The 24,024-nt window shown below is 72.5% G+C and carries 17 protein-coding genes; 5 read left to right on the forward strand and 12 right to left on the reverse strand.

Translation table 11 applies throughout. The features are described 5' to 3' along the window. Positions 1–59: 59 nt before the first annotated feature. The gene (locus WMF19_RS40950) at positions 60–1,025 is read left to right on the forward strand and encodes a hydrogen peroxide-inducible genes activator (RefSeq protein ID WP_437895340.1); all 966 of its coding nucleotides are present in this window, start codon (positions 60–62) and stop codon (positions 1,023–1,025) included. Between the two features lie 127 nt (positions 1,026–1,152). Continuing rightward, positions 1,153–1,983, forward strand: a complete 831-nt coding sequence (locus WMF19_RS40955; protein WP_437895341.1) for an EI24 domain-containing protein — start codon at positions 1,153–1,155, stop codon at positions 1,981–1,983. A gap of 53 nt (positions 1,984–2,036) precedes the next feature. Here WMF19_RS40955 and WMF19_RS40960 read toward each other — a convergent pair whose 3' ends face one another. The 7 genes from WMF19_RS40960 to WMF19_RS40990 form a co-directional block, all read right to left on the reverse strand. Beyond that, on the reverse strand, positions 2,037–2,627 hold the full coding sequence (locus WMF19_RS40960) for a Uma2 family endonuclease (protein ID WP_437895342.1): 591 nt from the start codon (positions 2,625–2,627) through the stop codon (positions 2,037–2,039). Between the two features lie 128 nt (positions 2,628–2,755). Further along, positions 2,756–4,411, reverse strand: a complete 1,656-nt coding sequence (locus tag WMF19_RS40965; RefSeq protein ID WP_437895343.1) for a delta-60 repeat domain-containing protein — start codon at positions 4,409–4,411, stop codon at positions 2,756–2,758. A 154-nt stretch (positions 4,412–4,565) separates the two neighbouring features. After that, entirely contained in the window at positions 4,566–5,714 is a 1,149-nt protein-coding gene (locus WMF19_RS40970; protein ID WP_437895344.1) for a prohibitin family protein, read from the reverse strand. Positions 5,715–5,781: 67 nt separating this feature from the next. After that, positions 5,782–7,689, reverse strand: a complete 1,908-nt coding sequence (locus tag WMF19_RS40975; protein ID WP_437895345.1) for a PAS domain-containing protein — start codon at positions 7,687–7,689, stop codon at positions 5,782–5,784. A gap of 122 nt (positions 7,690–7,811) precedes the next feature. Next, the gene (locus WMF19_RS40980; protein WP_437901725.1) at positions 7,812–8,597 is read right to left on the reverse strand and encodes an ABC transporter permease; all 786 of its coding nucleotides are present in this window, start codon (positions 8,595–8,597) and stop codon (positions 7,812–7,814) included. A 5-nt stretch (positions 8,598–8,602) separates the two neighbouring features. Beyond that, entirely contained in the window at positions 8,603–9,409 is an 807-nt protein-coding gene (locus WMF19_RS40985) for an ABC transporter permease (RefSeq protein ID WP_272104351.1), read from the reverse strand. Next, a complete protein-coding gene (locus WMF19_RS40990) occupies positions 9,406–10,461 on the reverse strand; it encodes an ABC transporter ATP-binding protein (RefSeq protein ID WP_437895346.1) in 1,056 nt (351 codons plus the stop codon). The genes WMF19_RS40985 and WMF19_RS40990 overlap by 4 nt, the downstream gene beginning before the upstream one ends. A 115-nt stretch (positions 10,462–10,576) precedes the next feature. Between WMF19_RS40990 and WMF19_RS40995 the strand changes: the two genes are divergently transcribed. Then, the gene (locus WMF19_RS40995) at positions 10,577–12,976 is read left to right on the forward strand and encodes a protein kinase domain-containing protein (RefSeq protein WP_437895347.1); all 2,400 of its coding nucleotides are present in this window, start codon (positions 10,577–10,579) and stop codon (positions 12,974–12,976) included. Between the two features lie 93 nt (positions 12,977–13,069). Here the strand turns inward: WMF19_RS40995 and WMF19_RS41000 are convergent, their stop codons facing one another. Continuing rightward, positions 13,070–14,245, reverse strand: a complete 1,176-nt coding sequence (locus WMF19_RS41000) for an FIST signal transduction protein (protein ID WP_437895348.1) — start codon at positions 14,243–14,245, stop codon at positions 13,070–13,072. Between the two features lie 133 nt (positions 14,246–14,378). Between WMF19_RS41000 and WMF19_RS41005 the strand changes: the two genes are divergently transcribed. Continuing rightward, on the forward strand, positions 14,379–15,134 hold the full coding sequence (locus tag WMF19_RS41005) for a PP2C family protein-serine/threonine phosphatase (RefSeq protein ID WP_272104357.1): 756 nt from the start codon (positions 14,379–14,381) through the stop codon (positions 15,132–15,134). A 33-nt stretch (positions 15,135–15,167) separates the two neighbouring features. Then, entirely contained in the window at positions 15,168–15,431 is a 264-nt protein-coding gene (locus WMF19_RS41010; protein WP_272104359.1) for a hypothetical protein, read from the forward strand. A gap of 93 nt (positions 15,432–15,524) precedes the next feature. Here the strand turns inward: WMF19_RS41010 and WMF19_RS41015 are convergent, their stop codons facing one another. The 4 genes from WMF19_RS41015 to WMF19_RS41030 form a co-directional block, all read right to left on the reverse strand. Continuing rightward, positions 15,525–17,582: a PrkA family serine protein kinase gene (locus tag WMF19_RS41015; protein ID WP_272104360.1), complete on the reverse strand. Its 2,058-nt coding sequence runs from the start codon at positions 17,580–17,582 to the stop codon at positions 15,525–15,527. A 259-nt stretch (positions 17,583–17,841) separates the two neighbouring features. After that, positions 17,842–19,050, reverse strand: coding sequence for a YcbK family protein (locus WMF19_RS41020; RefSeq protein WP_437895349.1), 1,209 nt, complete (start codon positions 19,048–19,050; stop codon positions 17,842–17,844). A gap of 253 nt (positions 19,051–19,303) precedes the next feature. Further along, complete coding sequence (locus tag WMF19_RS41025) at positions 19,304–20,293, reverse strand: L-threonylcarbamoyladenylate synthase (RefSeq protein ID WP_437895350.1); 990 nt, start codon at positions 20,291–20,293, stop codon at positions 19,304–19,306. Positions 20,294–21,178: 885 nt separating this feature from the next. Further along, positions 21,179–23,989 carry a CehA/McbA family metallohydrolase gene (locus WMF19_RS41030; protein ID WP_437895351.1) on the reverse strand — a complete coding sequence of 937 codons (2,811 nt, stop codon included), beginning with the start codon at positions 23,987–23,989 and terminating at the stop codon, positions 21,179–21,181. Positions 23,990–24,024 lie beyond the last annotated feature (35 nt).

A 24,024-nucleotide genomic window follows, 5' to 3' on the forward strand; every position in this document is an offset into this window, starting at 1 on the left:
CGGCGGTGCCAATCGAACGATTTTATGAAACGTTCACTTTTTGTGATACTCCGCGGGCCATGGACCTCGAGCAGGTGACGCTCACGCAGCTCCGCTACGCCGTGGCGGTGGAGCAGACCCGCAGCTTCCGCACCGCGGCCGAGCGCTGCCACGTCTCGCAGTCCGGGCTCAGCATGCAGATCCAGAAGCTCGAGGAGCTCCTCGATATCGTGCTGTTCGACCGCAGCAAGAAGCCCGTCCTGGTGACCGAGGAGGGGGCGCGCGCCATCGCTCAGATGCGCGAGATCCTCCGGGAGACGGAGCGGCTCGGTCAGATCGTCGCCGGCGACGACGCTCCGGCGGGGCGCTACCGGCTGGGGATCATCCCGACCCTCGCTCCCACCGTGCTGCCCCTGTTCCTCGATCCCTTCGTGAAGGCGCACCCGCGCGTCGAGCTGTTCATCGAGGAGCTGAAGACCGAGGAGATCATCGAGCGGCTCGCCGCCGACACCCTCGACGCAGGGCTCGCTGCGACGCCGCTCCACGCTCCGGGGCTGAGCGAGACGCCCCTCGGACACGAGGCGATGGTCGCCTATCTCCCCGAGGGCGACCCGCTGCTCGACCGGAAGATGGTCACGCAGGCCAACCTCAGCGATCGCGAGCTGTGGGTGCTCCCGGAGGGGCACTGCTTCCGGAGCCAGGTGCTCTCGTATTGCAGGAGCGGCCAGGCGAGGCCCCCGCGCGGCGTTCAGCTCGAGAGCGGCAGCTTCGAGACGTTGATCGGGCTGGTCGACACCGGGCTCGGAGCGACCGTGCTGCCCGCGCTGGTGGCGCAGGGGCTGCCCCCGGACAAGCGCCGCGACCGCGTGCGGCCCCTCGCACGGCCGATCCCGCTCCGGGAGATCGGGCTCGTCACGTCGCGAACCCAGCTGCGCAAACGTGTCACCGAGGCGCTCGCGGCCGCGATCCGCGAACACCTCCGCCGCGCGCTCGGGCCCTCGCCCCCGGGCGGGAGCGTGCTCGATCCGCTGCTCCCCGAGGGCTGACGAGGCGTCCTCCACGCATCCGAGGGGCCGTGTTCACTGCGTGGCAGGCGGGAGCTCGTCCAGCGGCGGATGCCAGCGCGCGGAAGGTGTTGACCGGATGCACGACCGCTGGGACGTTCGTGGCTGGATGAACACCCCCGACGCTCCCCGCGGCTCTCTCACGGCGCCCGCGCAGCGCCCGCCGGCGGGGCTCGTCCCGCTCGAGCGCCCCGGCTTCGGCGCGGGCCTCAAGGCCATGCTGGGCGGCTACGGTTATCTCCTTCGCACGCCGGACCTCTGGCCGCTCGCGCTCGTCCCCACGGGCATCGCGCTCGTGCTCATGGTCGTGCTCTCCATCGTCGGCGTGAAGCTCGCGCCTTCGCTCGTCGAGCTGATCGTGAGGGAGCCGGGGACGGGGGGGCTCTGGACCGTGCTCATGGTCGTGCTGCGGATCCTCTCGCTCGCGGTGGTGCTCGTGGCCGCCCTCGTGATCTCGTTCGGGCTCGCGAAGCCGCTCTCGGGGACCGCGCTGGAGCGGATGGTGCGCAGGGCCGAGGCCGATGTCGGGGCGCCCCCGTGGCCGGAGGTCGGCTTCTTCGCGGACATGTGGCGCGCTCTGCAGTCGTCGCTCGTGGCGCTCGCCTTCACGCTCCCGATCCTCATCGTCCTCGGCGTCGTGGGTCTGCTCTTCGCGCCGGCGAACGTCGTCGTCGTCCCGCTCCAGCTCGCGGTGACGGCGCTCGCGGGGGCCTGGGACCTCTGCGACTGCCCGCTGTCGATCCGCGGCGTGCCCGTGGCGGCGCGGATCGAGTTCGTGCGCCGGAACCTCGCCGCGGTGATGGGCTTCGGCTCCGGCCTCGCGCTGCTCTCGTTCTTGCCTTGCGCGCTGCTCCTCGTGCTCCCGGCCGGCGTCCTCGGGGCGGCTCGACTCGTCGTCACGCTGGAGCGGTGGGAGGCCACGACGCGAGCGCCGCGCTGAGCTCGGGCTTGCCCGGGCCCGCGGCGCCGGGAACTGGACGGCACGGCGGTCTGCTACGTCGCCCAGAGCACCGAGAGATCGAGCTCGACGGCCTCGAAGGGCTCGGCTCGCACGCGCGCAGCGTCGCGGTGGACGGCGGCGGGCCCCCAGCCCCGGCCCGAGGCGAGCGAGAAGACCTCCAACGTCCGTGCGATCGGGTCGACCAGCCATGTGTAACGCACGCCCTCGCGCGCGTAGATCGGCATCTTCTCGTCACGGTCGAAAGACGCTGTCGACGGGCTCAGCACCTCGCAGATCCAGTCCGGAGCGAGCGCGAAGTAGGCCGTCTGGGGCAGCTCGGGCATGCGCTCGCGGCGCCAGCCGGCGAGGTCGGGCACGAGCGCGTCGATCTCGTCCGGCGCGTCCGGGTCGGGGAAGTGCAACTCCGGCTCGTCCAGGATCCACCAGCCGCCTGGCCCACCATCGCCGAGGCCGAAGGGGCCGCCGATCTTGATCCCGAGGACCGAGCTCGCGTTGGCGTGGCGCGGCGCCGGGCGGGGCAGGACGTGGAGCACGCCCCTGATGAGCTCCGCCACTTGGTTGGGCGGGACGGCCTCGAGGTCGGCGTACGTGGCGCGGCGCTGCTTCGCGGCGGGCTGGCCCATGGGCGAAGCCTGCACGGGGGTGGGCGGCGGGGCAAGGCAGCGAGGCAGGGCAGCGAGGTGCCTTGTCTCGAGACCCGTGGAGTGGCGAAGGGCGACCGCCGCTCGGACCCTGACTCGGCGGATGAGCGCTACATCCAGAGGCGCGCCACGATCCCGTACGTCCCTGGACCAGGCACACCCCCCTGGTTCTCGCCGCAGATCACGACCTTGTGGCCCGGGTAGACCGCGGCCCGCTGGATGCCGCCCGAGTCGCCGACATACAGGGAGAGCACCCCGCCGACTCCGAAGTTGGGATCGAGCCTACCGTCGCGCAGGTAGCGCGCGAGCACCGGCCCAGGCGTGGCGCCGCCGGTCGCATTGCCCACGACCAGGATCCGGCCGTCGGGGAGAACGATGGCGTCCTCCGCCACGTCGTCGCCGTCGGTGATGGGGAGCGAGACGACGCCCGACGCGCCAAAGCTCGGGTCGGCCGCGCCGTCTTCGAGGAAGCGGCGGACCTCGAAGTCGGCGCCCCCGTCCTTGCCGGCGCTGCCGCCCACGAGGATGCGGCCGTCGTCGAGGACGGCGACCGCCGCCGTGCGCTCGCTGATCGCGGACGCACCGAAGACCTGCTGGCCGCCGGTCCCGAAGGTGGTGTCGGGCTGCCCGTCGGCGAGGAAGCGGGCGATGATGCCGTCGGACTGGCCCCCCGCGTCCACCTCGCCCACGACCAGGATCCGGCCCTCGCGGTCGACCGCCACGGCCCTCGCGGTGGAGGCGCGGTCGAGCGCCCAGAAGCCGTTCGGCGCGGCGAAGGCGGTGTCGAGCCTCCCATTCGAGGAGATGCGCGCCACCATCATGCGCCCGTCGCGAGCGCCAGCGACGAGGATCTTGTCGTTGGCCAGGACGAGCCCGTCCACGACCGTCTCTTCGCCGCCCGTATCGACCAGCGCCTTGCCGTTGTTGCCGAACTCCGGGTCGGTGGTCGCGCCGCTCGCCCCGACGCGCCAGAGGGCGATGTCACGCGGCTCCGGGGTCTCGTGCCAGCCTATCGCGATGATCTTGCCGTCGACCTGGTGCCCCACCGCGAACGACTGGGCCTCGGCGCCCGAGCTGCTCCCGATCCTCGTCGACAGCAAGGCGCCGCCGGCGAAGTCGGGATCCAGCGCGCCGGCGCTGGTCAAGCGCGCGATCTTCATCGACGAGCCGCCGAGGCCGCCGATGCCCCAGCCGGTCGCGACGATCCGCTCGCCGACCACCTCGATATCGGTGAAATAGCCGCCGTCGTCGTTCCCGAAGCGCACCGGCGCGATGCCGGTCGCCACGCCGAACGTCGCGTCCAGGGAGCCCGGGCGGCCGGTCACGAGCGCGTTCGTCACGGAGGCGGTGCTCTCCAGGGCCCCGGAGGTCGCCTTCAGGGAGAAGGAGATCGTGTTGCCCAGGGCGAGCGGCGCCTCGGCGCCTACCACGATCTCGGCCTTCGTCTCCTTGGCGGCGATCGTGATGGTTTTGACGACGAGGCCCGCAGGAGGGCTCACCGCCGCCACGGTCACCTCGCCGTCGAAGCCGCCGGTGCGCCGTATCTCGATCTCGACAAGGTTCTTCCCCCCGAGAGGCACCGTGACGTTGGGCGTCAGGACGACGAGCGCGAGATCCATGACGTCAGGGCCGTGACCGCCGCCGCCGGCATCGCCGCCGCCGAGCCCGCCGCTGGCCTCGCCGCCGCCGCCAACCCCGGAGGGCGCGCCCCCGCTCCCTTGAGACGTCTGGCCGTCGGGCCTGACGGTGTCGCGATCGTCGCTCACGTCATGAATGCCCAGAATCTGCTGGCAGCCCGCGAGAGCGAGCGGGAGCGAGGGCACGCACAGAAGCGGGAGTAAGGCGGCGAGCCGCCAGCGAGGACGCATTGCCGCCATCGTCGCACCCCCCCTCGCGACGTCAACCCGGACCAGGAGCTGCTCAGGGCGCGCCGGCCGGCGCTTGCCCAGCCGGCTTTTCCGCGGGCTTCGCGCCCTTGTCGGCTTCGTCGCCGCCCGCGCCCGTCGCCGCCCCGCCAGCCGGCGCCGACCCGGGAGCCGCCGCCGCATCACCCCCTGGCGCCGTCTCCTCGAGCAGCTCGGCCAGCTTCTGCTCGGCGTCCTTGTCGAGCGCGCTCTTCGTGTCGAACGTCAGCATCGGCAGCGGGCCCTGGTTCATCGCCGGCAGGCGCCCGTTCCACCGCTCGAGCGCGCGGTACTGCAGCACCGCCGGCGTCGTCGACAGCCGGATGATCGTGTTCGCCTTGGCCTCGGAGCGCGCGCGGATGAGCAGCGCGTCCGCCTCGCCTCGGGCCCGCTCCCGCGCCGATTCGGCCGCGCCGCGGGCCGTCGCGATCGCCTGGTCGGCCTCCGCCCTCACCTGACGCACCCGGTTCTCGGCCTGGATCGCCTTCTGCGTCGCCTCCATCGCCTGGTTGATCGCCGCAGCCACGTTCTCGGGCAGCCGCAGCGCGCCGTTGATCGTGAGCTGATCGATCCGGATGCCGTCCTTCTCGAGCACCTGCTCGAGCTCCTTCTGCACGTCGTGGATGAGCCTCGTCTTGCCCGACCCGTAGATCTCCTGGACCGGCATCTTCGACGCGACCGAGTTGAACGCCTCGCGCACCGCGTTGCGCACGTAGCGGTCGGCGAGCCTCATCAGGTCGTTCTCGCGGAAGCGCAGGTACAGGTGGGGCGCCTTGTCCGGCTCGATGTGGAACGACATCCCGATGTCCGCGCCGACGTTGACGCCCTCGGAGGACGAGAACGTGATCGACTCGTCGACCGTTCGGCCCTCGTGCGTCGACGCCGTCCAGACCACGTTCTGCACGCTCGTCGGAAACTGCACGATCTGCTCGGTGAGCGGGTTGTAGAACACCCAGCCGGTCACAACCGGGATGTCGCTCACGCCGCGGTTCGAGCCGGCGAGCTTGACCCGGATGCCCACGTGCGCGGCGTCGATCCGCGTCACCGTGGTGCACGCGACGAACAGCATCGCCACGAGGAGCACGAGGCCGAGCGCGACGCCGCGCAGCGCGCCAGCGATGCCGCCCTGGCCGCCGAGCTTGATGGAGGAGGGGATCTTCGCCATGGCGAGGTTCTACCTCAACCGCCGCCCCTTACGAGGAGGTCGAGCGCGCTCGCGCCGCCTGTGCCGATCACCCGTCGCGCGGATCGCGCGTCCCCTTCGCGTCGTCCGCGCGCTCGCGCCCCGCCCTCCGCCTGCGCCGCCGCTTGACCGACACCCCGCTCGACTGCATCGCGAAGAGGAGCGCCTCCCGGAGGTTCGAGAGCGTCTTGATGTTCGACAGATCGAGCCCCAGCGACACCACCGTCTGCGCCACCTCGGGCCGGATGCCGACGACGATGCCCTGCGCCCCGAGCAGCGCCACGGCGTCGATGAGCCGCAGCACGTGATCGGCGGTGGCCGCGTCCACGGCGCTCACCCCGGTCAGATCGATGATCGCGTGACGGCAGCGGGTCCGCGCCACGGCCTCGAGCAGCACCTCCATCATCTGCTGCGCGCGCTCCTCGTCGAGGACGCCGAGCACCGGCATCGTCAGCACCCCCCTCCAGACCTCGATGATCGGCGTCGACAGCGCCCGGATCGCCTCCTGCTGCTGCTCGATGATCTCGAGCCGCTCGTTCAGCACGGCCTGCTGGCGCTTCTTCTCGGTGATGTCCGTCGCGCCGCCCGCCATCTGGAACGGCACGCCGTTGTCGTCCCACTCGGCCATGCCGCGGACGAACACGTCGCGGTACTCGCCGTCCTCGCGCCGCAGCCGGTACTCCACCTCGAACGGCCGCCGCTCCTCGAGGTGAGCCCTCAGCGCGGCCTGCACCGGCCCCTGGTCGTCGGGGTGCACGCGCGCGAAGAAGCTCGCGAACGTCCCGCCCCACGCCTCTCGGCGGACGCCGATCATCTGGAGCATGCGATCGCTCCACTCCACCGTGTCCTCGCGGATGTTCCAGAACCAGACGCCCTCGTTCGACGCCTCCGCGAAGAGCCGGTAGCGCGCCTCGCTCCTCCGGAGGGCGGCCTCGGCGCGGCGCAGCTCGGCCACGTCGGTGGTGCCGCCGATCCACCGGAAGATGTTCCCCGCCGCGTCGCGCTGCGGCAGCGCGCTGACCACGTGCTCCCGGTACGTCTGATCGCTCGCCCGCCGCAGGCGGAACTCCGTGTCGTACGGCTCGCCCGTCGCGAGGCTCCGGGTCCACGCCGCCACCGTCTTCGGGACGTCGTCCGGGTGCAGCACCGCGAGCCAGCCCTCGCCGATCATCTGCTCCTCTGTGCGATCGAAATAGTCGAGGACGGCCCGGTTCACGAAGTTCAGCTGGCCGTCCGGGCGCGCGGTCCACACCTGGAGGGGCATCGCGTTCCCGAAGAACCGCAGCTGCGCGTCCAGGTCGCTGAGCTGCGCGTCCAGCAGCCCAGCCCCGCTCGCCGGGCCGCCCGCCCCGCGCACACGGCTCGGCGGCGGCGCGTCCCGCCCGTCCGGCTCCTCCGCCTCCTCCTGCCCCGCCCAGGAGGCGTCGCCGAGCGCGCGGAGGAGCGGCTCCTCCAGGTCGAGCGTGCGGTCCGCGCGGCTCTCCGCGATCCGCGCGCGCACGAGGCGGAGGAGCTCCCTCCGCACCTCTTCCGCGATCCGGCCGCGCAGGTAGTCCTTCGCGGAGGCCCGCGACTCGGCGAACCTCACCGACTCCGCCGACAGCTCCGCGACGTCCAGGAAGATCCCGAGCGGGGCGCAGGGCCTCGGCGTGATGCGCAGCGTGAGGGTCACGTCGAGCCGGTGCTCCTCCGCCTCTCCCTCCGCGTCGACCCGCACCGTCACGGCGTGCGGGATCGCGACATCGAACGCGCCGCTCATGCTCCGCGTCGCCGCCGGGTCGCCGACCTCGAAGTCCATCGTGAGCCGCGACGGCCTGCCGAGGACCTCGAGCTCCCGCTCCTCGCGGCGCCCGACCGGGAGGAGGGCGAGCGCCTGGCGGCGTATCACGTCCTCGGTCATCGCGAGATCGACGATGCTCCGACCCAACTCCTCGAGCGTCAGCCCTCCGTCCTTCACCGCGTCTCCTTCCCGATGTCCCGATCCCGCGCTTCCCCCGGTGTCCGTAGTCCTCCTCGCACCCGGAGGGCAATCGTGTGACGTTAACGCAGCGCGCCGCTCGCCGGAAGCCCTCGCGACGCTCAGCTCGACGCCGATGTATACCGGCCTATCGCGCGCTTCCACACGCCACGGGCGACCGCGCCGAAGACGACCGCGCCGAGCGCCGCGGCGGCGGCCGTGCGCGGGGCGATGGTGCCGAGCATCGCCTCCGCCGGGTACGTGGTCATCAGCGCGAGCGGGACGATCACGGTGAAGACGACGCGCCAGAAGCCGGTGAAGATCGTGACCGGCCAGCGCGCGAAATCGAAGATGGAGTTGAAGAGATAGGCCAGGTTGTCGAGGCGCACGACCCAGAACGCGGCGGAGATGACGAGGATGCAGATGGAGTAGAGCACCAGCGTCGCCGTCACGAGCAGGCCGAGCGCCAGCGCGACGTGGGCAGGCGCGGGGGCGCGCCCCATCTGGGCGAAGGCGTAGGTGAAGATCGCCACCGCGGCCGCGGCGTCCACGACCTTGCGGATCTCGAACCGGGCCGTGGAGACGAGGAACTGCGCGTCGGCCGGCTTGAGCAGCGTGAAATCGAGCGTGCCCTTCCGGATCTGGTCGACCACGCTGATGAGCGACGGGTTCACGGCCCCCTCGAGGATGCCCTTGAGCAGCGTGAACCACCCGACGACAACGAGCGCCCGCTCGTACGTCCAGCCCTGCACCGGCGGCCGGGCCACGAGCGCGATGTGGAGCGGCACCAGCCCGACCACCGTCCACACGACGGTCATCACCGCGCCGAGCAGGAAATCCCACCGGTACTGCATCCCGAGCGCGATCGACACGCGCAGCTGCGTCGCGAGCAACCGGAGGTAACGCACGCCGCTCACCCGCCGAACGCCGAGAACCGCCGGACCCCCGCGCGCCACGCGACGAGCGCGGCGGCGGCGGACGCGGCGGCGAAGGCCCACTGCACCGCGAGCTCGGTGAGCGCGCGGCCCGGGTCGAGCAGGCCGGTGATGAGCTCGACAGGGAACGCGAGGCTGTAACGGAACGGCAGGACCCGCGCGAGATCGGCGAGCCACGAGGGGAACAGCTCGATCGGGACGAGGTAGCCGGCGAGCACCATGAAGGCCGCGAGGTAGACGTCGAACACCGCGGTCGAGCTGTCGATGACGAACGCCAGCGAGCCGATCAGCGCCATGGTGAAGAAGTTGATCGCCCAGGCGCCGACGAGCGAGACGACCCAGAGCCCGAGCTCGAGGGCCGTCGGCTGGAACCGCTCGCCCGACGTCGCGACGAGCGCGATGACCGCGATGGGCAAGCAGAGCGCCGCCCGGAGCGGCAGCGCGGCGAGGTTCTCGGCGGCGTAGGAGAAGAGCGGGTGGATCGGCCGGAGCAGGCGCTGCGAGAGGGCGCCGCTCTTGATGTCCATGTTCATCTCCCAGACGAGCCACGAGCCGGTCAGCTGCCGGACGATGAGGATGGCCAGGAAGTACGCGGAGAAGTCGCGCGGCCCGAAGCGGCCGACCGGCGCGCTCGCGGCCACCGCCGACCAGAGCGCGAGGCTCACGAGCGGCATCGTCGTCGTGAGCATCCAGATCAGCATCTCGGCCCGGTACGCGAGCGCGGCCGCGATCCCGACGCGGAGCAGCGTCGGGAACGCCCGGGCGGCCCGAGAGAACCCGCTCATGACGCCGCCCCGCCCGTCGAGCCCGCCGCGTCGCCTTCCGGCACGCCTTCCGTTCCCACCGAGGGCTCCACGCCCGAAAAGAGCTCGCGCATCACCTCCTCCAGGGGAGGATCCTCGACCGTGAGATCCGCGATGTCGGTGCGGCCGAGCAGCCAGGACATCGCGTCGCGCAGCTCCGCCTGCGGGACCTGCAGCACCGCGTGGCCAGGATCGAGCGAGAGGACGGCGCCCACCCGCTCGAGGAGCGCCCGGTCGACAGGGTTCTTGAAGTGCAGCGCGATCCGCTTGTGAGGCCGCATGCTGCGGACGAGCGCCGCGAGGTCGCCGTCGTAGCGCAGCCTGCCCTTGTCGATGACGATGACCCGCGGACAGAGCGCCGCCACGTCGTCCATGTAATGGGACGTGAGCACGATCGTCGCCCGGCGCCGCTCGTTGTAGCGGCGGATGAACTCGCGGACGCCGAGCTGCATGGCCACGTCGAGCCCGATCGTCGGCTCGTCGAGGAACAGGATCTCCGGCCGGTGCAGCAGGGCCGCCGCCAGCTCGCACTTCATGCGCTCGCCGAGCGAGAGCTGCCGCGTCGGCTTCGTCGCGATCTCGGCGATGCCGAGGAGGTCTTCCAGCTCACCGAGGGTCTCCTTGAAATCCGCGTCGCCGATCCCATAGATCGCTCGGTTCACCGCGAAGGTCTCGGCGGGCGGGAGGTCCCAGAGCAGCTGCTGCTTTTGCCCCATCACCAGGGTGATCCGCTTGAGGAAATCGGGCTCACGGTGCCGCGGGACGAAGCCAGCGACCTCGACCTTGCCGCCCGACGGGTGGAGGAGCCCGGAGAGCACCTTCAGCGTCGTCGTCTTCCCGGCGCCGTTCGGGCCGAGGAAGCCGACGCGCTCGCCGGGGGCGATCGAGAACGAGAGGTCCTCGACGGCGTGGACGACCTTGGTGCGGCGCCGGAAGAGCGAGCGCACGGTGGCCGAGAAGCCGGCTGCGCGCTCGTGGACCTGGTACGTCTTGGAGAGCGACTCCACCACGATGGAGCTCGACGCCTCTGCCATGGGCGGCGGAGACTAGCACCTCCGTGCTGGAGCTCCCGCGACGGTCGGCGCTCGACCGGCCGATCCCGTGGGCTAACCTCGTGACGCGGGGGGCAACGGCCGCCGGAATTCCCCTATGCCGCAGAGCTCCAAGGACGACACGATCCACGACCTCCCGCTCGCGGCGAGCGGCGCGCGGCAAGCGGCCGACCCCGCGGACGCCGTGGCGACCGGCCCGCGGCAGGTCCTCGCAGGCCGGTACGAGCTCCTCGGGCTGGTCGGCATCGGCGGGATGGGCAGCGTGTACCGCGCCCGCGACCTGGAGCTCGAGGAGCTCGTCGCGGTCAAGGTGCTGCGCCGCGAGCTCAGCGTCGCGCCGGAGGTGACCGATCGGTTCCGGCGCGAGGTGCGGCTCTCGCGCAAGGTGACGCACCCGAACGTGGCGCGCGTCTTCGACATCGGCGAGCACGAGGGCGACCGGTTCCTGACGATGGAGTTCGTCGACGGCGAGCCGCTCGCCGCGCTGCTCGCGCGCGAGCGGCGGCTCGGCGTGAGCCGCGCGCTCGACGTCGTGGAGGGCGTCTGCGCTGGCCTCCACGCCGCGCACCGGGCCGGCGTCATCCACCGTGACCTCAAGCCGGACAACGTGCTGCTCGGGCGCGACGGGCGCATTGTCCTGACCGACTTCGGGATCGCGCGCGCGGTCGCGAGCGGCGAGGCGGGCCAGACGCTGGGCGCGGTCATGGGGACGCCGGCGTACATGGCGCCCGAGCAGGTGCAGGGCGCCGACGACGTCGACGCGCGCGCCGACATCTACGCCCTCGGGGCGATGCTCTACGAGATGCTCACGGGTGAGCGCGCGTGGCAGGGCGACGCGCCGCTCGCCGTCGCCGCGGCGCGGCTCTTCGCCGACCCGCCGGATCCGCGGCTCCGGCGCGCCGACCTGCCCGACGCGCTCGCGCGCGTGGTGCTCCGCTGCATGGCGCGCGAGCGCGACGACCGGTACGCGTCCGTCGAGAGCGTCGTGCACGACCTCGCGTCGCTCACCCGCCCGGCCACGGCGACGCCGCCGGCGTTCACGCCGCCGCAGGGGCGGACGGCGGTCTCCGGGGTGACCCCGGGGGCGAGCTCCGGCGTGGCCGAGCACGGCGGCAAGAGCGTCGTTGTCCTGCCGTTCGCGAACCAGGGACCTGCGTCGGACGCGTACCTGGCCGAGGAGCTGACGGACGATCTCGTCGACACGCTCTCCATGACGCCGGGCCTCCGGGTGAGGCCGCGCGGGGCGCTCGGGCGGCGATCGTCCTCCGAGCTCGATCCGCGCGAGATCGGGCGGGAGCTCGGGGTGCAGGTGGTCGTCGGGGGCTCGGTGCGGCGGCGCGACGGGACGGTGCGGATCAACGCGCGGCTCATCAGCGTCGCCGACGGGTTCCAGCTGTGGGCGAAGCGCTTCGATCGCCCCGAGGCGGAGGTGCTGCGGATCAACGACGAGGTGGCCGAGGCGGTCGCCGCGGCGCTGACGCTCGACGGGGCCGCGCCGAACCGCACGGCGCCGAGCGATCCCGTCGCGCTCGACCTGTTCCTGCGGGGGCGCCACGAGTACCGCCGGTTCTGGCCGGAGCACCAGGAGCGGGCGATCGCGCTGTTCGAGCAGGCGCTCTCGCGCGCGCCCGAGGATCCGATGATCCTGTCGGCCTACGCGCTCGCGCGCTCCCGCTTCTGGTTCTTCACGGATCGCGGCGGGGACCTGGCCACGGAGGCGGCGTCGCGCGCCGTCGCCGCGGCGCCCGGGCTGCCGGACGCGCGGCTCGCGATGGCGTCGGTGCGGTTCCAGCGCCTCGACGTGGTCGGCGCGATGCGGGAGCTCAAGGCGGCGCTGGCGTCCCGCTCGGGGAACGCCGAGGCGGAGGGCCTCATCGGCCACATCCTGCTCGAGTGCGGCGCCTTCGAGGAGGGCGCGCGGCGCGCGCGGTCCGCGCTGGCGCGCGATCCCGAGGTGGTGCTGGCGGCGCAGGCGCTGGCGCGCGCGTACACGCTGCTGGGCAGGTGGTCGGACGCCGAGGACGTGATCCGGGCGCATCCGACGGTGGGGAGCGGATCGGGCTACACCGTCCTGCGGATGCGCCGCGTGCTCTGGCAGCGCGACCCGGAGGTGGTCGAGAAGCTCTCCCAGAAGCGCGTGAGCGAGGCCTTCCCGGACCTCCCCGCGCCGTTCGCGCAGGTGATCGACGACCTCATCGAGGGGCGGCTCTCGGACGTACGGCCCGTGCAGGTCGAGGGGGAGCGCCCGCCCGTCACGGCGCTGCGGCGCACGTCGTTCATCCGGCAGCTCCAGGCGGAGTTCGCGGCCTTCCTCGGCCAGCGAGAGCTCGCGCTGACCGCGCTCGAGCTCTCGCTGGCCGACGGCCTGTTCGACCTGATCTGGATCGAGCGCTGTCCCGTCCTCGCGTCCCTGCGCGACGAGCCGCGGTATGCGGCCGTCCACGCGGCGGTGCAGCGGCGGGCCTCCGCGGTGGTCGCGGTCTACCGCGAGCGCTGAGGCGCGGCGCGCTGCCAGCGCCGCGGCGCTCAGCTCGGCGCGCGCGCAGCTCGGCGCGCGGAGGAGCGCGAGCACGCCGATGTAGAAAAGCGCTCAGCTCGGCGCGCGGAAGAGCGCGAGCACGCCGGTGTAGAGGGCGAGCCTCGCCTGGCCCCGGGCCCAGGGGGCGATCTCGAAGCTCGAGTGCATGCCGGCGATCGGGAGGTCGGCGAAGCGCTGGCGCAGGATGCGCGCCTCGACGTCGGGCGTCCCGTACAGGCCCTGGCCGCGCCCGGCGCAGGTCAGGTAGAGCGCGAAGCGGGGGGCCGACCCGAGCGCGCTCCGGGACACCTGCCGGGCGATCCCCTCGAGCCCGGCGCGGCCGACGGCGGCGTCGCGGACCGCGAACGCGAGGCGCGCGCCGGGCCTCGCTTCGTCACCCAGCAGGAGCCCCCGCCGCGAGGGATCGATGCCGCGGACCGGCCGCAGCACGTAACGTGGCGCTGCCGCCTCGGCGGCGTCGCCGCGGTCGGCGCCCGGCGCGCCCGGCGGATCGAGCGGCGGGTCGGCCAGCGCGGCGAGGATGAGCTGCTGCGCGCTCGGCGGCTCGCCGAGCGTGGCGGTCGCGGCGGAGAGCAGGTCGAGCGCCGGCCGCCCGCCGGCGCGCAGCACGACGCCGCCGCTCGCGTCGTCGATGCTGTGGAAGCCGGAGAGCAGCCTGGCGGCGGTCGAGGCGTCGACGAGCGGCGGGGCGAACCCGGTGATGGCGAGGCCCGTCGCCGGGCCCTCGATGAGCTCGCCCTGCGCCGTCACGCCGATGGCGGAGCCGGAGGCCGTCCCGGCGCCGAACAGGCAAGCGTTCGGCGCGGACAGGGCGAGCGCCTCGAGCCGCTCGGGCGCGAACGCCCCGGGCCGGGCGAAGAGGATGGCCGTCGCCGAGCGCTGGCCGACGGCGCGGGTGAGCGCCTCCGCCAGGAGGCGGCTCGGCTCCTCGGCCCGCTCGGGCAGCGCGAAGGGGGTGACCTGCCCGCCGGACCACAGCACGCCGCTCGCGCCGGTGTCCCCCTCGATCTCGCCGCGCTCGCTGAGCACGCCCGCGGCCGGCACGACGCAGGCCGGGACGCCGCGCCAGGCGCCACGGACGAGCTCGGCGACGCCCGAGGCGCGCTGGGCGAGCTGTCCGGAGACGAAGACGACGCCGCCCGACGGCGACGGGACTGCGCTGCGCAGGTCGGCCAGGTGCTGGAGAAGGCCATCCGGCCCACAGGTCGCCGAGAAGCTTCGTGCCATGGCTGGCTCGCCCATCCTAACCGAGCCTCCGACCACTCGACAGGCCCCGCTCAAGAAGTTTATCGTGCGACAGTCGCGCCGGCGCCTCGGGGATTTCCTCACGGGACGGCGAGCGAAGGACCGGGCAACCTCAATGAGGATCCAATCGTTTGGCCGCACCGATGTCGGGCGCCACCGGCGCGCCAATGAGGATGCGTTCTTCCGGGACGATGAGCTCCGTCTCTACATCGTCGCGGACGGCATGGGCGGGCACGCGGCCGGCGAGGTCGCGAGCGCCGAGGCGGTCGAGACGATCTACGGCATGGTGAAGCGGGGCCTGCCCGCCATCGGCGATCCGAACGAGCCGCTGACGCAGCCCAAGGCGCGCGCCGTGCTGCGCATCCTCGAGGGAGCGATCCAGGCGGCGACGTACATGGTCTTCGCGATCGCCGAGCTCGATCGCGACAAGAGCGGCATGGGCACGACGATCAGCGCGGCGCTCATCGTCGGCGGCGCGCTCGTGACCGGCCAGGTGGGCGACAGCCGCATCTACCAGGTCCGCAACGGGACCGCGGTGCAGATGACCGAGGATCACACGCTGATCGCGTGGCAGATCAAGAACGGCCTCATCTCCGTCGACGAGGCCAAGAGCTCGCCTCACCGCAACGTGATCACGCGCGCGGTCGGCAACCGGGACTACGTCGAGGTCGATACCTCGATCGTCGCCGTGGAGGAGGGCGATCGATACCTGCTCTGCTCCGACGGGCTGCACGGGTATCTCCACGCCGAGGAGGAGGTCGCGAGCATCGCCTCGAAGGGCGGCGACGTGGCGGTCGACCTCTTCATCGACCTCGCGAATCGGCGCGGGGGGCGGGACAACATCACGGCGGTGCTGGTCGAGGTGGGCTGACGCGCCCGCGCGAAAGTCGGCTACGCTGCCAGGATGGCGTTGAAGGACAGACTGGTCACCGAGGGCATGAAGCTCGCCGCGAACCCGAACGTGGCGAAGCTGATGCAGGACGAGCGGTTCATGCGGCTGTTCATGACGGCGATGAGCGTGCCCGGCCGGGTCTCCTCGTTCACCGCGGAGCAGAAGGAGACGTTCGCCAAGGCGATGGGCCTTGCGACCGTCGAGGAGGTCCGCGACCTCAAGCGGACGGTGGCCTCGCTGGAGCGCGAGCTCGCGAGGCTCAGGCGCGAAGGCTGAGCCTCGCGCGCGGGTAGGATCGGGGGGCGAGCAGGGTAGGGGGGCGAGCGGCGCGGCGCGCTGCCAGCAGCGCCGCCGCGCCCCCGCGAAGGGTCACTTCGTGTCGCCGCGCGCGTAGATGCTGGCCACGTAGTCGAGCACGTCGCGCGCCGAGACCTCGTTGTACCCGAAGTACTTGATCATCCGGGTCTTGATGATGTCGATCTTCTCCTGCGTCTCCTTGTCGATGACGCTCGACACGAGGGTCTGGAGCTTGATCGCGTCCTTCTGATCCTCGAACAGCTTGAGCTCGAGGGCGCGGCGCAGCCGGTCGTTCGTGTGCCACTCGAACTTCTTGCCGTCGACCGCGAGCGCGCCGATGTAGTTCATGATCTCGCGGCGGAAGTCGTCCTTGCGGTTCTCGGGGATGTCGATCTTCTCCTCGATCGAGCGCATCAGCCGCTCGTCGGGCTCGACGTCCTCGCGGGTGAAGCGGTCCTTCACCTTCTCCTTCAGGGTGTAGGCCTTGATCGAGTCGATGTAGTTCGCGGCGAGCTTCTGGATCGCGTCCTCGTCGGCGCTGATCGCCCGCTGCACCTCGTTCTTGACGATCTCCTCGTACTCGCGCTTCACCATCCCGATGCACTCGGTGAAGCGCTTGCGCTGCTCGTCGTTCGTGATGAGCGAGTGGTGCCGGAGGCCCTTCTCGAGCTCGCTCATGACCATGAAGGGGTTGATCGTCCCCTCGCCGAGGTCGTTGACGAGCGCGTTCGAGATCTTGTCCTGCACGTAGCGGGGGCTGATGCCCTCCATGCCCTCGCGCGACGCCTCCTTGCGGAGCTCCTTCACGGTGTCCTGCGTGTAGCCGGGCAGGACCTTGCCGTCGTAGAGCTTCATCTTCTGGACGAGCGACAGGTTGTGCTTCTTCGGGTCCTCGAGCCGGGTGAGCGCGGCCCACATCGCGGCGACCTCGAGCGTGTGAGGGGCGATGTGCTTGCCGCGGATCTTCTCCTTGTTGAAGTCCTTCTCGTAGATCCGGATCTCCTCCGACACCTTCGTGATGTACGGGATATCGATCTTGATCGTGCGGTCGCGGAGGGCCTCCATGAACTCGTTGTTCAGGAGCTTCTTGTACTCGGCCTCGTTGGTGTGGCCGATGATGACCTCGTCGACGTCCGTCTGGGCGAACTTCTTCGGCTTGATCTTGTGCTCCTGCGACGCGCCGAGCAGGTCGTAGAGGAACGCGACGTCGAGCTTCAGCACCTCGATGAACTCGACGATGCCGCGGTTCGCGATGTTGAACTCGCCGTCGAAGTTGAAGGCGCGCGGGTCCGAGTCCGAGCCGTACTCCGCGATCTTGCGGTAGTTGATGTCGCCGGTGAGCTCGGTCGAGTCCTGGTTCTTCTCGTCCTTCGGCTGGAAGGTGCCGATGCCGACGCGGTCCTTCTCGCTGAGCACGAGGCGGCGCACGCGCACGTGCTGCATCACCTTCGACCAGTCGCCGCCGTACTTGTCCATCAGGCGGTTGAAGATGAAGCGGCACGCGGGGTCGAGGTCGCCCTCGGTCCGGACGTGGTGCTGCGCGCTCGAGAGGCCGAGCTCGCGGAACGCGCGGTCGCGCCACGCCGGCGGGACGAGGCGCAGCGGCTCCTCGTGCATCGGGCACTTGAAGCGGGCGCTCTCCGTCCCGGCCATGCCGACGTCGTCGAGGTTCACCCAGTCGAACGTGTAGAGCGCGCCGTCGGGGGTCGTCGAGTAGTGCTCGATGCCCTTCTTGAGGAGCCGGGCGATCGTCGACTTCGACGAGCCGACCGGGCCGTGCAGCAGGATGACGCGCTTCTCCGGGCCGTACCCCTCCGAGGCGGCCCGCAGCACGTGGACGAGCCGCATCAGCGGGATGTCGAGCCCGTACACGGCGTCGGCGCCGCCGTGCATCTCGTCCTTGAAGAAGTTGTACCGGATGAGCTTCTTCTTGTTGTCGGTGTATTCCTCGATGCCGTAGCGGATGATCATGTCGTACGCCCGCTGGAACGCGTTGCGCGTCACCTGCGGGTTCTGGCGCACGATCTGGAGGTACTCTTCGAACGTGCCCTCCCACGCGAGATCGCGGTAGAGCGCGAAGTCCTGCATCGCCGCGATCTTCTCAACCATCCCTGTCCGCAACTCGCCCATTTCGCACCCTTTTTCTCCAGGGCGACCGCGGGGCGGCCTTTGCCGCCGGAGGTGCAGGGACAGATCTCGGCTCGCCGAGCTCCGCCCCCGTCTCGCGTCGCGCGCCCAGGGGGAAGAAGCCAAGCTTAACACCGATCGCGGGGAGGCAAGTCACCGCGCCCCGAGGCGCGCTCCATCATCCGGAACGGGAGCGCGCAGCGGAGCGGCCGGTCGCGCGGGTGGAGGCGCGAGGTGCGAGGGCGACCGCGGGGAGGCGACGTCAGCGAGGCACGGCCCCGCCGGAGCGCGTTCCCTGCGCGCCTCCCCAGGAGAGCCCGCCGCTCTCGACGACGCCGGGCCAGGAGTCGACGTATTCCGACGGCTCGCCGGGGGCGGAGATGTCGATCCAGAAGACGCGCCCGGCGCCGGGGCGGCGCACGTCGACATGGACGAACTTGCTGTTCGGGTAGAACCCGCAGCCCACGTCGTCGAGCGTGCGACAGAACTGAAATAGCGCGGTGTTCGGGACGCCCATCACGTGGATGTCCATGGCGCGCCCCTCGGCGTGCTGGCTGTGGTGCGTGCCGGACGCCGGCCTGCGCGCGGCCGGCGCGTCGCGCGTCGTCGGCGCGCGCGGCCTGTACCCGCTGAAGATGTGGATCCCGCGGCGCGGGAAGGCGTCGGCGATCTGCTGGAGCAGCCAGAGCAGGCGCGGGTGGACGAGGCGGACCTGGGGCACCCACTCGAGCGCCCGCTGCCAGGTGTCGGCGTCGGGCTCATCGGGGAGCTCTGCGCCCGGGTCCGGCGCGTCGGGCGGACGGGCCATGATCGACAGGCGATCCAGCGCGCCGGGCGCTACGGAGCCGTCGCAGCGCACCAGCTCGAAGGCGTCGTGCTGGCCGCCGTACCGGGCGAACTGGACCGGGCCCCTGCGGCAGCGCCAGTCGAGCGGTTGCTTCTTCGGCAGATCCCAGAGCAGATCGAAGCCGTTCGAGGAGAGGCTCGGCCCCGTGGTCGCGAGCACCGGCGGGCCGAGGATCGGATCGAGCTGGCGGAACCACGCCGGAGCGGCTGGATCGAGCCGGAGAGGGCCGGGTAGCTCGAAGGGGATGAAGGGAGAGCCGGCGCTCGCGAACGCCGTGGAGCCGAGGGCAGGGGAGGCGAGCGCGTGCTCGCCGAGCGCGTGTTCGCCGAGCGCGTCCGGCCGCGCGCCGCCCCAGGCGAGCTGCCACCACGGCTGCTCCCGCCATTTCCCGTAGGCGCTGCTCAGGTAGAGCCGGAACGGTCCAGGCCGCTCGACGGCGGCGTTGTGGAAGGCGCGGAGGAGCGGCAGCTCCGGCGCGACCGTCTCGTTCAGGTTGAAGCTCGCGCGCTTCGGCGGCTCGTCGAGCAGGCTGGCGCTGGCGCGCTGGGGGGCGGCAACGAGCAGCGCGGCGAGGCCGAGGGCTGTCGCGAGGCTGTGGACGGCGGCGCGGGACGTTGCCGGCATGGGATCGACGAGGGGTGAGAGTGGGGCGAGGAAGGTAGCTCACCCAGCGGGCGGGCGACCCTGATTTGCCACAAACCGCCAGCTCGGGGGACGAAAACCCACCCGCGGGGGGATCCCTGGGCGTTAACCAAGCCTCCCGCCGCGTTCTCCTACATCCGAACGTTTACGTTTACGTTTACGTGGTCGTGGTCGTTCACGGCCTATCGTTGACGACCACGACCACGTTGGTGATCGATGGGCGCGTGGCGCGCGCTCAGGGGGGCGCGGAGGCGCGCGTCAGCCTGTCCCGCACGGCGTCCCACGCAGGATCCTCGGGGACGGCGGCGATGACGATCACGTCGCAGCCGGCGTCCTCGAGCCGGTGCAGCGCGGCGTAGAGCGCCGCGGCGTAGCCGGCGGGATCTTCCGGGAGGAGCTCGGCGTGCGGCCCGGTCGCGGTGCGGCTGCCGTGCTCGATGGCGCCGGCGCGCGCCCCGGCCTGCGCGGCGCGATCGAGCTCGCCGCGGACGGCCTGCGCGGGGACCAGCGCGACCTGGGCGCGGGGGGCGTAGTGGCGCGCGTGGGTCCCCGGGGACGGGGCGCGCTCGGCCGGGGCGGTGATCAGCGCGGCGGCCGCCTGGAGCGGCACGAGCGCGGCGATCGCCTCCGCCGTGACGTGCCCCGGGCGGAGCACCCGCGCCGGCGAGCGCGTGACGTCGACGATGGTGGACTCGATGCCGACCGCGGTCGGCCCGCCGTCGAGGATCGCGTCGATGCGCCCGCCGAGGCTCTTCTCGACGTGCTCGGCCGTGGTCGGCGAGATCTCGGTGGAGCGGTTGGCGCTGGGCGCGGCGATCGGCAGCCCGACCGCGTCGAGAAGGGCGCGCGCGACCGGGTGGACGGGGATGCGGATCGCGACCGTCGGCCCGCCGGCGGCGACCACGTCGGCGACGCGGTCGGGCCGGCGCGCGACGATCAGGGTGAGGGGCCCCGGCCACATGGCCTGCGCGAGCCGCTCCGCGTCCGCCGGCCAGCCGTCCGCGAGGGCGCGGGCGGACGCGACATCGGGGACGTGGACGATCAGCGGGTTGCCGGGCGGCCTCCCCTTCGCCTCGAAGATGCCGCGCGCAGCGCGCGCGTCGTCGGCGCGCGCGCCGAGGCCGTACACGGTCTCCGTGGGGAAGGCGACGAGCCCTCCGCGGCGGAGGATCTCGGCGGCCCGTGCGATGGATGCCGCGTCAGCGGCGAGCCGCTCGGTTCGCATGCGCCGCGGTCCATGTTGCCCGGGCGCGCGGGAGGCAAACGAAAAGCGATCCCCTCCGGCCGCTCGTTTGGATGCCCCCCGCGAGGTCGCGATCTGGGGCAGAGGCTCCTCTCGTGAGCCGACGGCGAGGTCGCGATCTGGCGCGGAGCCCACTCGTGAGCCGACGGTGAGGTCGCGATCTAGCTCGGAGGCTCCTCGTGAGCCGATGGCGAGGTCGCGACCTGGCGCGGAGGCTCCTCGTGAGCCGATGGCGAGGTCGGGACCTGGCGCGGAGGCTCCTCGTGAGCCGATGGCCTGGTCGCGACCTGGCCACTTGTATGAAAAGATCCATTTCTTCAGATCGGGACCGGCCTCCGGGGCCGAAAAGATCCTCCGCGATAGGTCGTGACCTGTTCGCGGCCTCGCAAACGAGCGCCGGCGCTGGTCGTGACCTTTGGCACAGGTCCTTTCTCGACGTGCACGCACCAGGGGCGCCGTATCAATCGTACAGATCCATTGGCGCCGTCGGTGCGCTCGTATCGGAAGGGTGGGCAGCTCGCGTCGCCTTGGAGCTCCAGCCGCCGGTCCTCTGGGTGTACTGGTTCCACCCACCAGGAGTCCGGCGAGGGATCCGGAGAGAGATTTCAACGCAAAGTCGCAAAGCCGCAAAGCCGCAAAGAAACAAACTTCGTACATCCTTGCGTCTTTGAGCTCTTGGCGTCTTTGCGTTGGAATCCTCATTGCTCGCTTCTTTCGCGCGCCAAGGACGATTTGGAAGCAAAGCTGGACCGCTACACGTAATGCCGCACAGCCGGGCCAGGCGCCGGCCAGCTTGCGGCAACGCGTGCTGCCCGCTTCATGCGGGGCCGCGCTGCTGTGCCTGGCGCGTCACCGAGCTCGCCGCGCTCAAGGGCCTTTCGCGCGGCCGAGGGAGCGGCCGTCGCCGTCGGCGTCGATCCAGAGCGGCGCCGTCATCGCGAACGGCGTGATCTCGCCCGGGTCCCCCGCGAGCACCGGTTCGAGCGGCCGCCGCCCACGGACGATGGCGACGACGAAGGTGTCCTCGGCGACGGAGATCGCGCCGTGCGCGCTCTGCCCGGGCCCGCGGTCGCCGCGCGCTGCGCCGGCGCGGGCGTCGGGCCCTTGCGCTCGTCGCCCGCCGCCGGCTCCGAGGACGACGGGGATCGCGATCTCGTCGAGGAGCGCGCCCGCGGGCGTGGTGCGCGCACCTTCCAGCGGGATCGGCGCGCCGATCGCGACGCCGCCGACGAGCACCTGGAGCTCGCGCGCGTCGACCCACGGGACGCGCTCGACGCGGATCGAGAGCGAGAGCCGCCCGCCGCGGGACCCGCGCCGCAGCGAGGCGACGCCGCCCTGGCGGGTGTCGCCGAGGCGCATCGTCACGAACGGCCCGTTCGTGAGCACCACGTCGCGCCGGCGCCGCAGGCCCGCGACGAGATCGGCCACGTCGAGCCGGCCCGGATCATCGTCGGCCACGGCGACGTACGTGCGCGGGGTACCCGCCTCCGCGCCGTGCAGCCCGTGGCTGTCGCTGGTCGCCGTCGGCGTGACCGGGTGGGACGCGCGGAGCAACGCCCAGAGCTCCTCGAGCGCGCGGTCTCGCGCGGCCGCGTCGCGCGCGGTCCAGACCTCGACGGCATCGACGCCGGCGCCGTCTCCGATGATCTGCGCGAGCAGGCTCGGGCCCTGATCGGGCGCGACCTGCGGCGCTCCGGATCCATGCAGCGGTGAGCCGCCGCCGTGCTGCCGGCTCACCTGGACGACGCGCTCGCCGGGCAGCGCGCGCACCTCGCGGAGGATCTCGCTCGCGGTCTCGTCGACCCACCGCAGCGCGCCCTCGCGGGGCGCGGCCGCCTCGCTGCCGAGCGGGAACACGCCGAGGCTCCCGAGCCCGGCGCCGCTCCGGCCGCTCGTGAGCTCCACGCCCGGGAGCATGCGCAGCCGCGTCTCGAGCCGCAGCGCGGCGACGTCCGGCTGGAGATCCGAGGCGAGGTTGTGCTCGCTCGCCACCGCGCACTCCACGCCCTCCGCCGCGCTCCAGAGGAGCCGCGGGGCCGAGGAGACGCCCGCGTCGGCGCTCCGCGCCGTGTGCTGCCGGAGGTCGCAGGCGATGTAGCCCGACGTGTCGACCACCCGCTCCAGCGTGAGATCGAGCCGCGACGTACCGCCGTCCGCGACGTCGACCGCCGCCTCGGCGAGCGCGTACTCGGGGCCATGCGATGCGACGACGCGGACTCGCCCGGGAGGCAGGGAGACATCGAGCTCGCCCATGAGCGCGAGCCGGGGCGGCGAGAGGGCCTTGCCGGTCGCCGCGTCGAAGAGGCTGATCTTCGCCGGCGCGAGCGGACCGAGGGCATCGGGGGCGGCGGCGGGCGCCGAGGCGCCGCCCTCGCGCACCCCGAGGTAGAGCCGGCCGGCGCCGGAGAGCGTGAGCCGCGCGGGGGCCATCTCGCCTGCGCGGATCCGGATCCGCGCGCTCCGCAGCGCGCGGCGGCCGCTCCCTTCGAAGCCGACGAGGTAGAGGCCGGGCGGCGCCTCGGCGGCGAGCGGCGCGCCATCGCCGGTCCGCAACCACAGATCGAGCGCGGCGGCGGGCGGCGCGGCGCCGTCCTCGGCGATCGGCGTCAGCGTCACCTTGCCGGCGAGGGGCGGGAGCGGCGCGCCGCGCCCGTCCACGAGCTCGAGCGCGACGCCGCCGGGCGCGCCGCCGCCCAGAAAGAAGAGCTCCGTCTCGACGGCGAGCGAGTCGCCGCGCGGCGCGACCGCGAGGATCCGCTGGTACGCGGCGCGCCCGCCGGGCGGCAGCGCGGCCTGCCGGGCGAACGTCACGTCGCTGAAGCCTTCGCCGCTCCGCGCGCGGACAGTCGCGCCGTCCACCGGGGCGAGCGCGTACGCGACGCCGGTCCCGACGCCGGCCAGGTACGGCGCCTCGAGCTCGCCGCGGAGCCCCGGCGCCATGCCGGGCGCGACGTGCTCCGCCGCGCCCCAGTGGACGACGTCGCCGAGGTCGAGCGCCTCGACCGGGCGGTCGCCGTCGTTCTGGAGCGACGTCGTGATCGTGACCGCCCGGTCGCCCGGCCGGAGCCTGTAGCGGGTGGTGACGGAGAGCGCGCCGCCAGCGAGAGCGCGCCCGCGTACCTCGCCGCGCGCCTCGATCCAGGCGGCGCCGTCCTCGCCGCCGCCCGTCGTGATGTCGCGGTAGATCACCTGTCGCGGCGGCGCGCCGAGCCGCGTGACGATCTGCCCGAGCTCGTCGCGGCGCGCCCGCGCGTCCGCGGCGTCGACGAGGTTGCCGCCGCTCTCGGCGAGGCCAGCCCCGGGGCCGAGCTGATCGACGACCACGGCGATCGCGTCGTTCTCGAGCACGTAGTCGCCGGGCCGCCCCGCCGCGAGCGGACCGGAGAGCGCGTCCGCGGGCCCCGTGATCCGCCGGACGCGCGCCGGCTGCGCGGCGCCGCCGTCCCTCGGGCAGAGATCGCCCTGCTCCGCGCCGCCTCGCCCCCACCGGCAGAGCATGCCGAGGCGCTCGACGGCGCCGGAGGACACGACAACGCTGCCGCCCTGCACGGGCGGCGCGCAGGTCGCGGAGGCGAACGCGAGTGCGCAGAGGCTCGCCGAGCGGAGGGCGTGGCGCGCGGCGCGCCCCGCGCGCGCGGGGCTCCTGGGGGGGCGGGGGCTCTCGGGCGAGCGGGTCATCGGTCCTCTTCCGATGCGCGGCCGCGGCGCAGATT

Source organism: Sorangium sp. So ce124, assembly GCF_051525235.1.
GTDB classification, from domain to species: domain Bacteria; phylum Myxococcota_A; class Polyangia; order Polyangiales; family Polyangiaceae; genus Sorangium; species Sorangium atrum.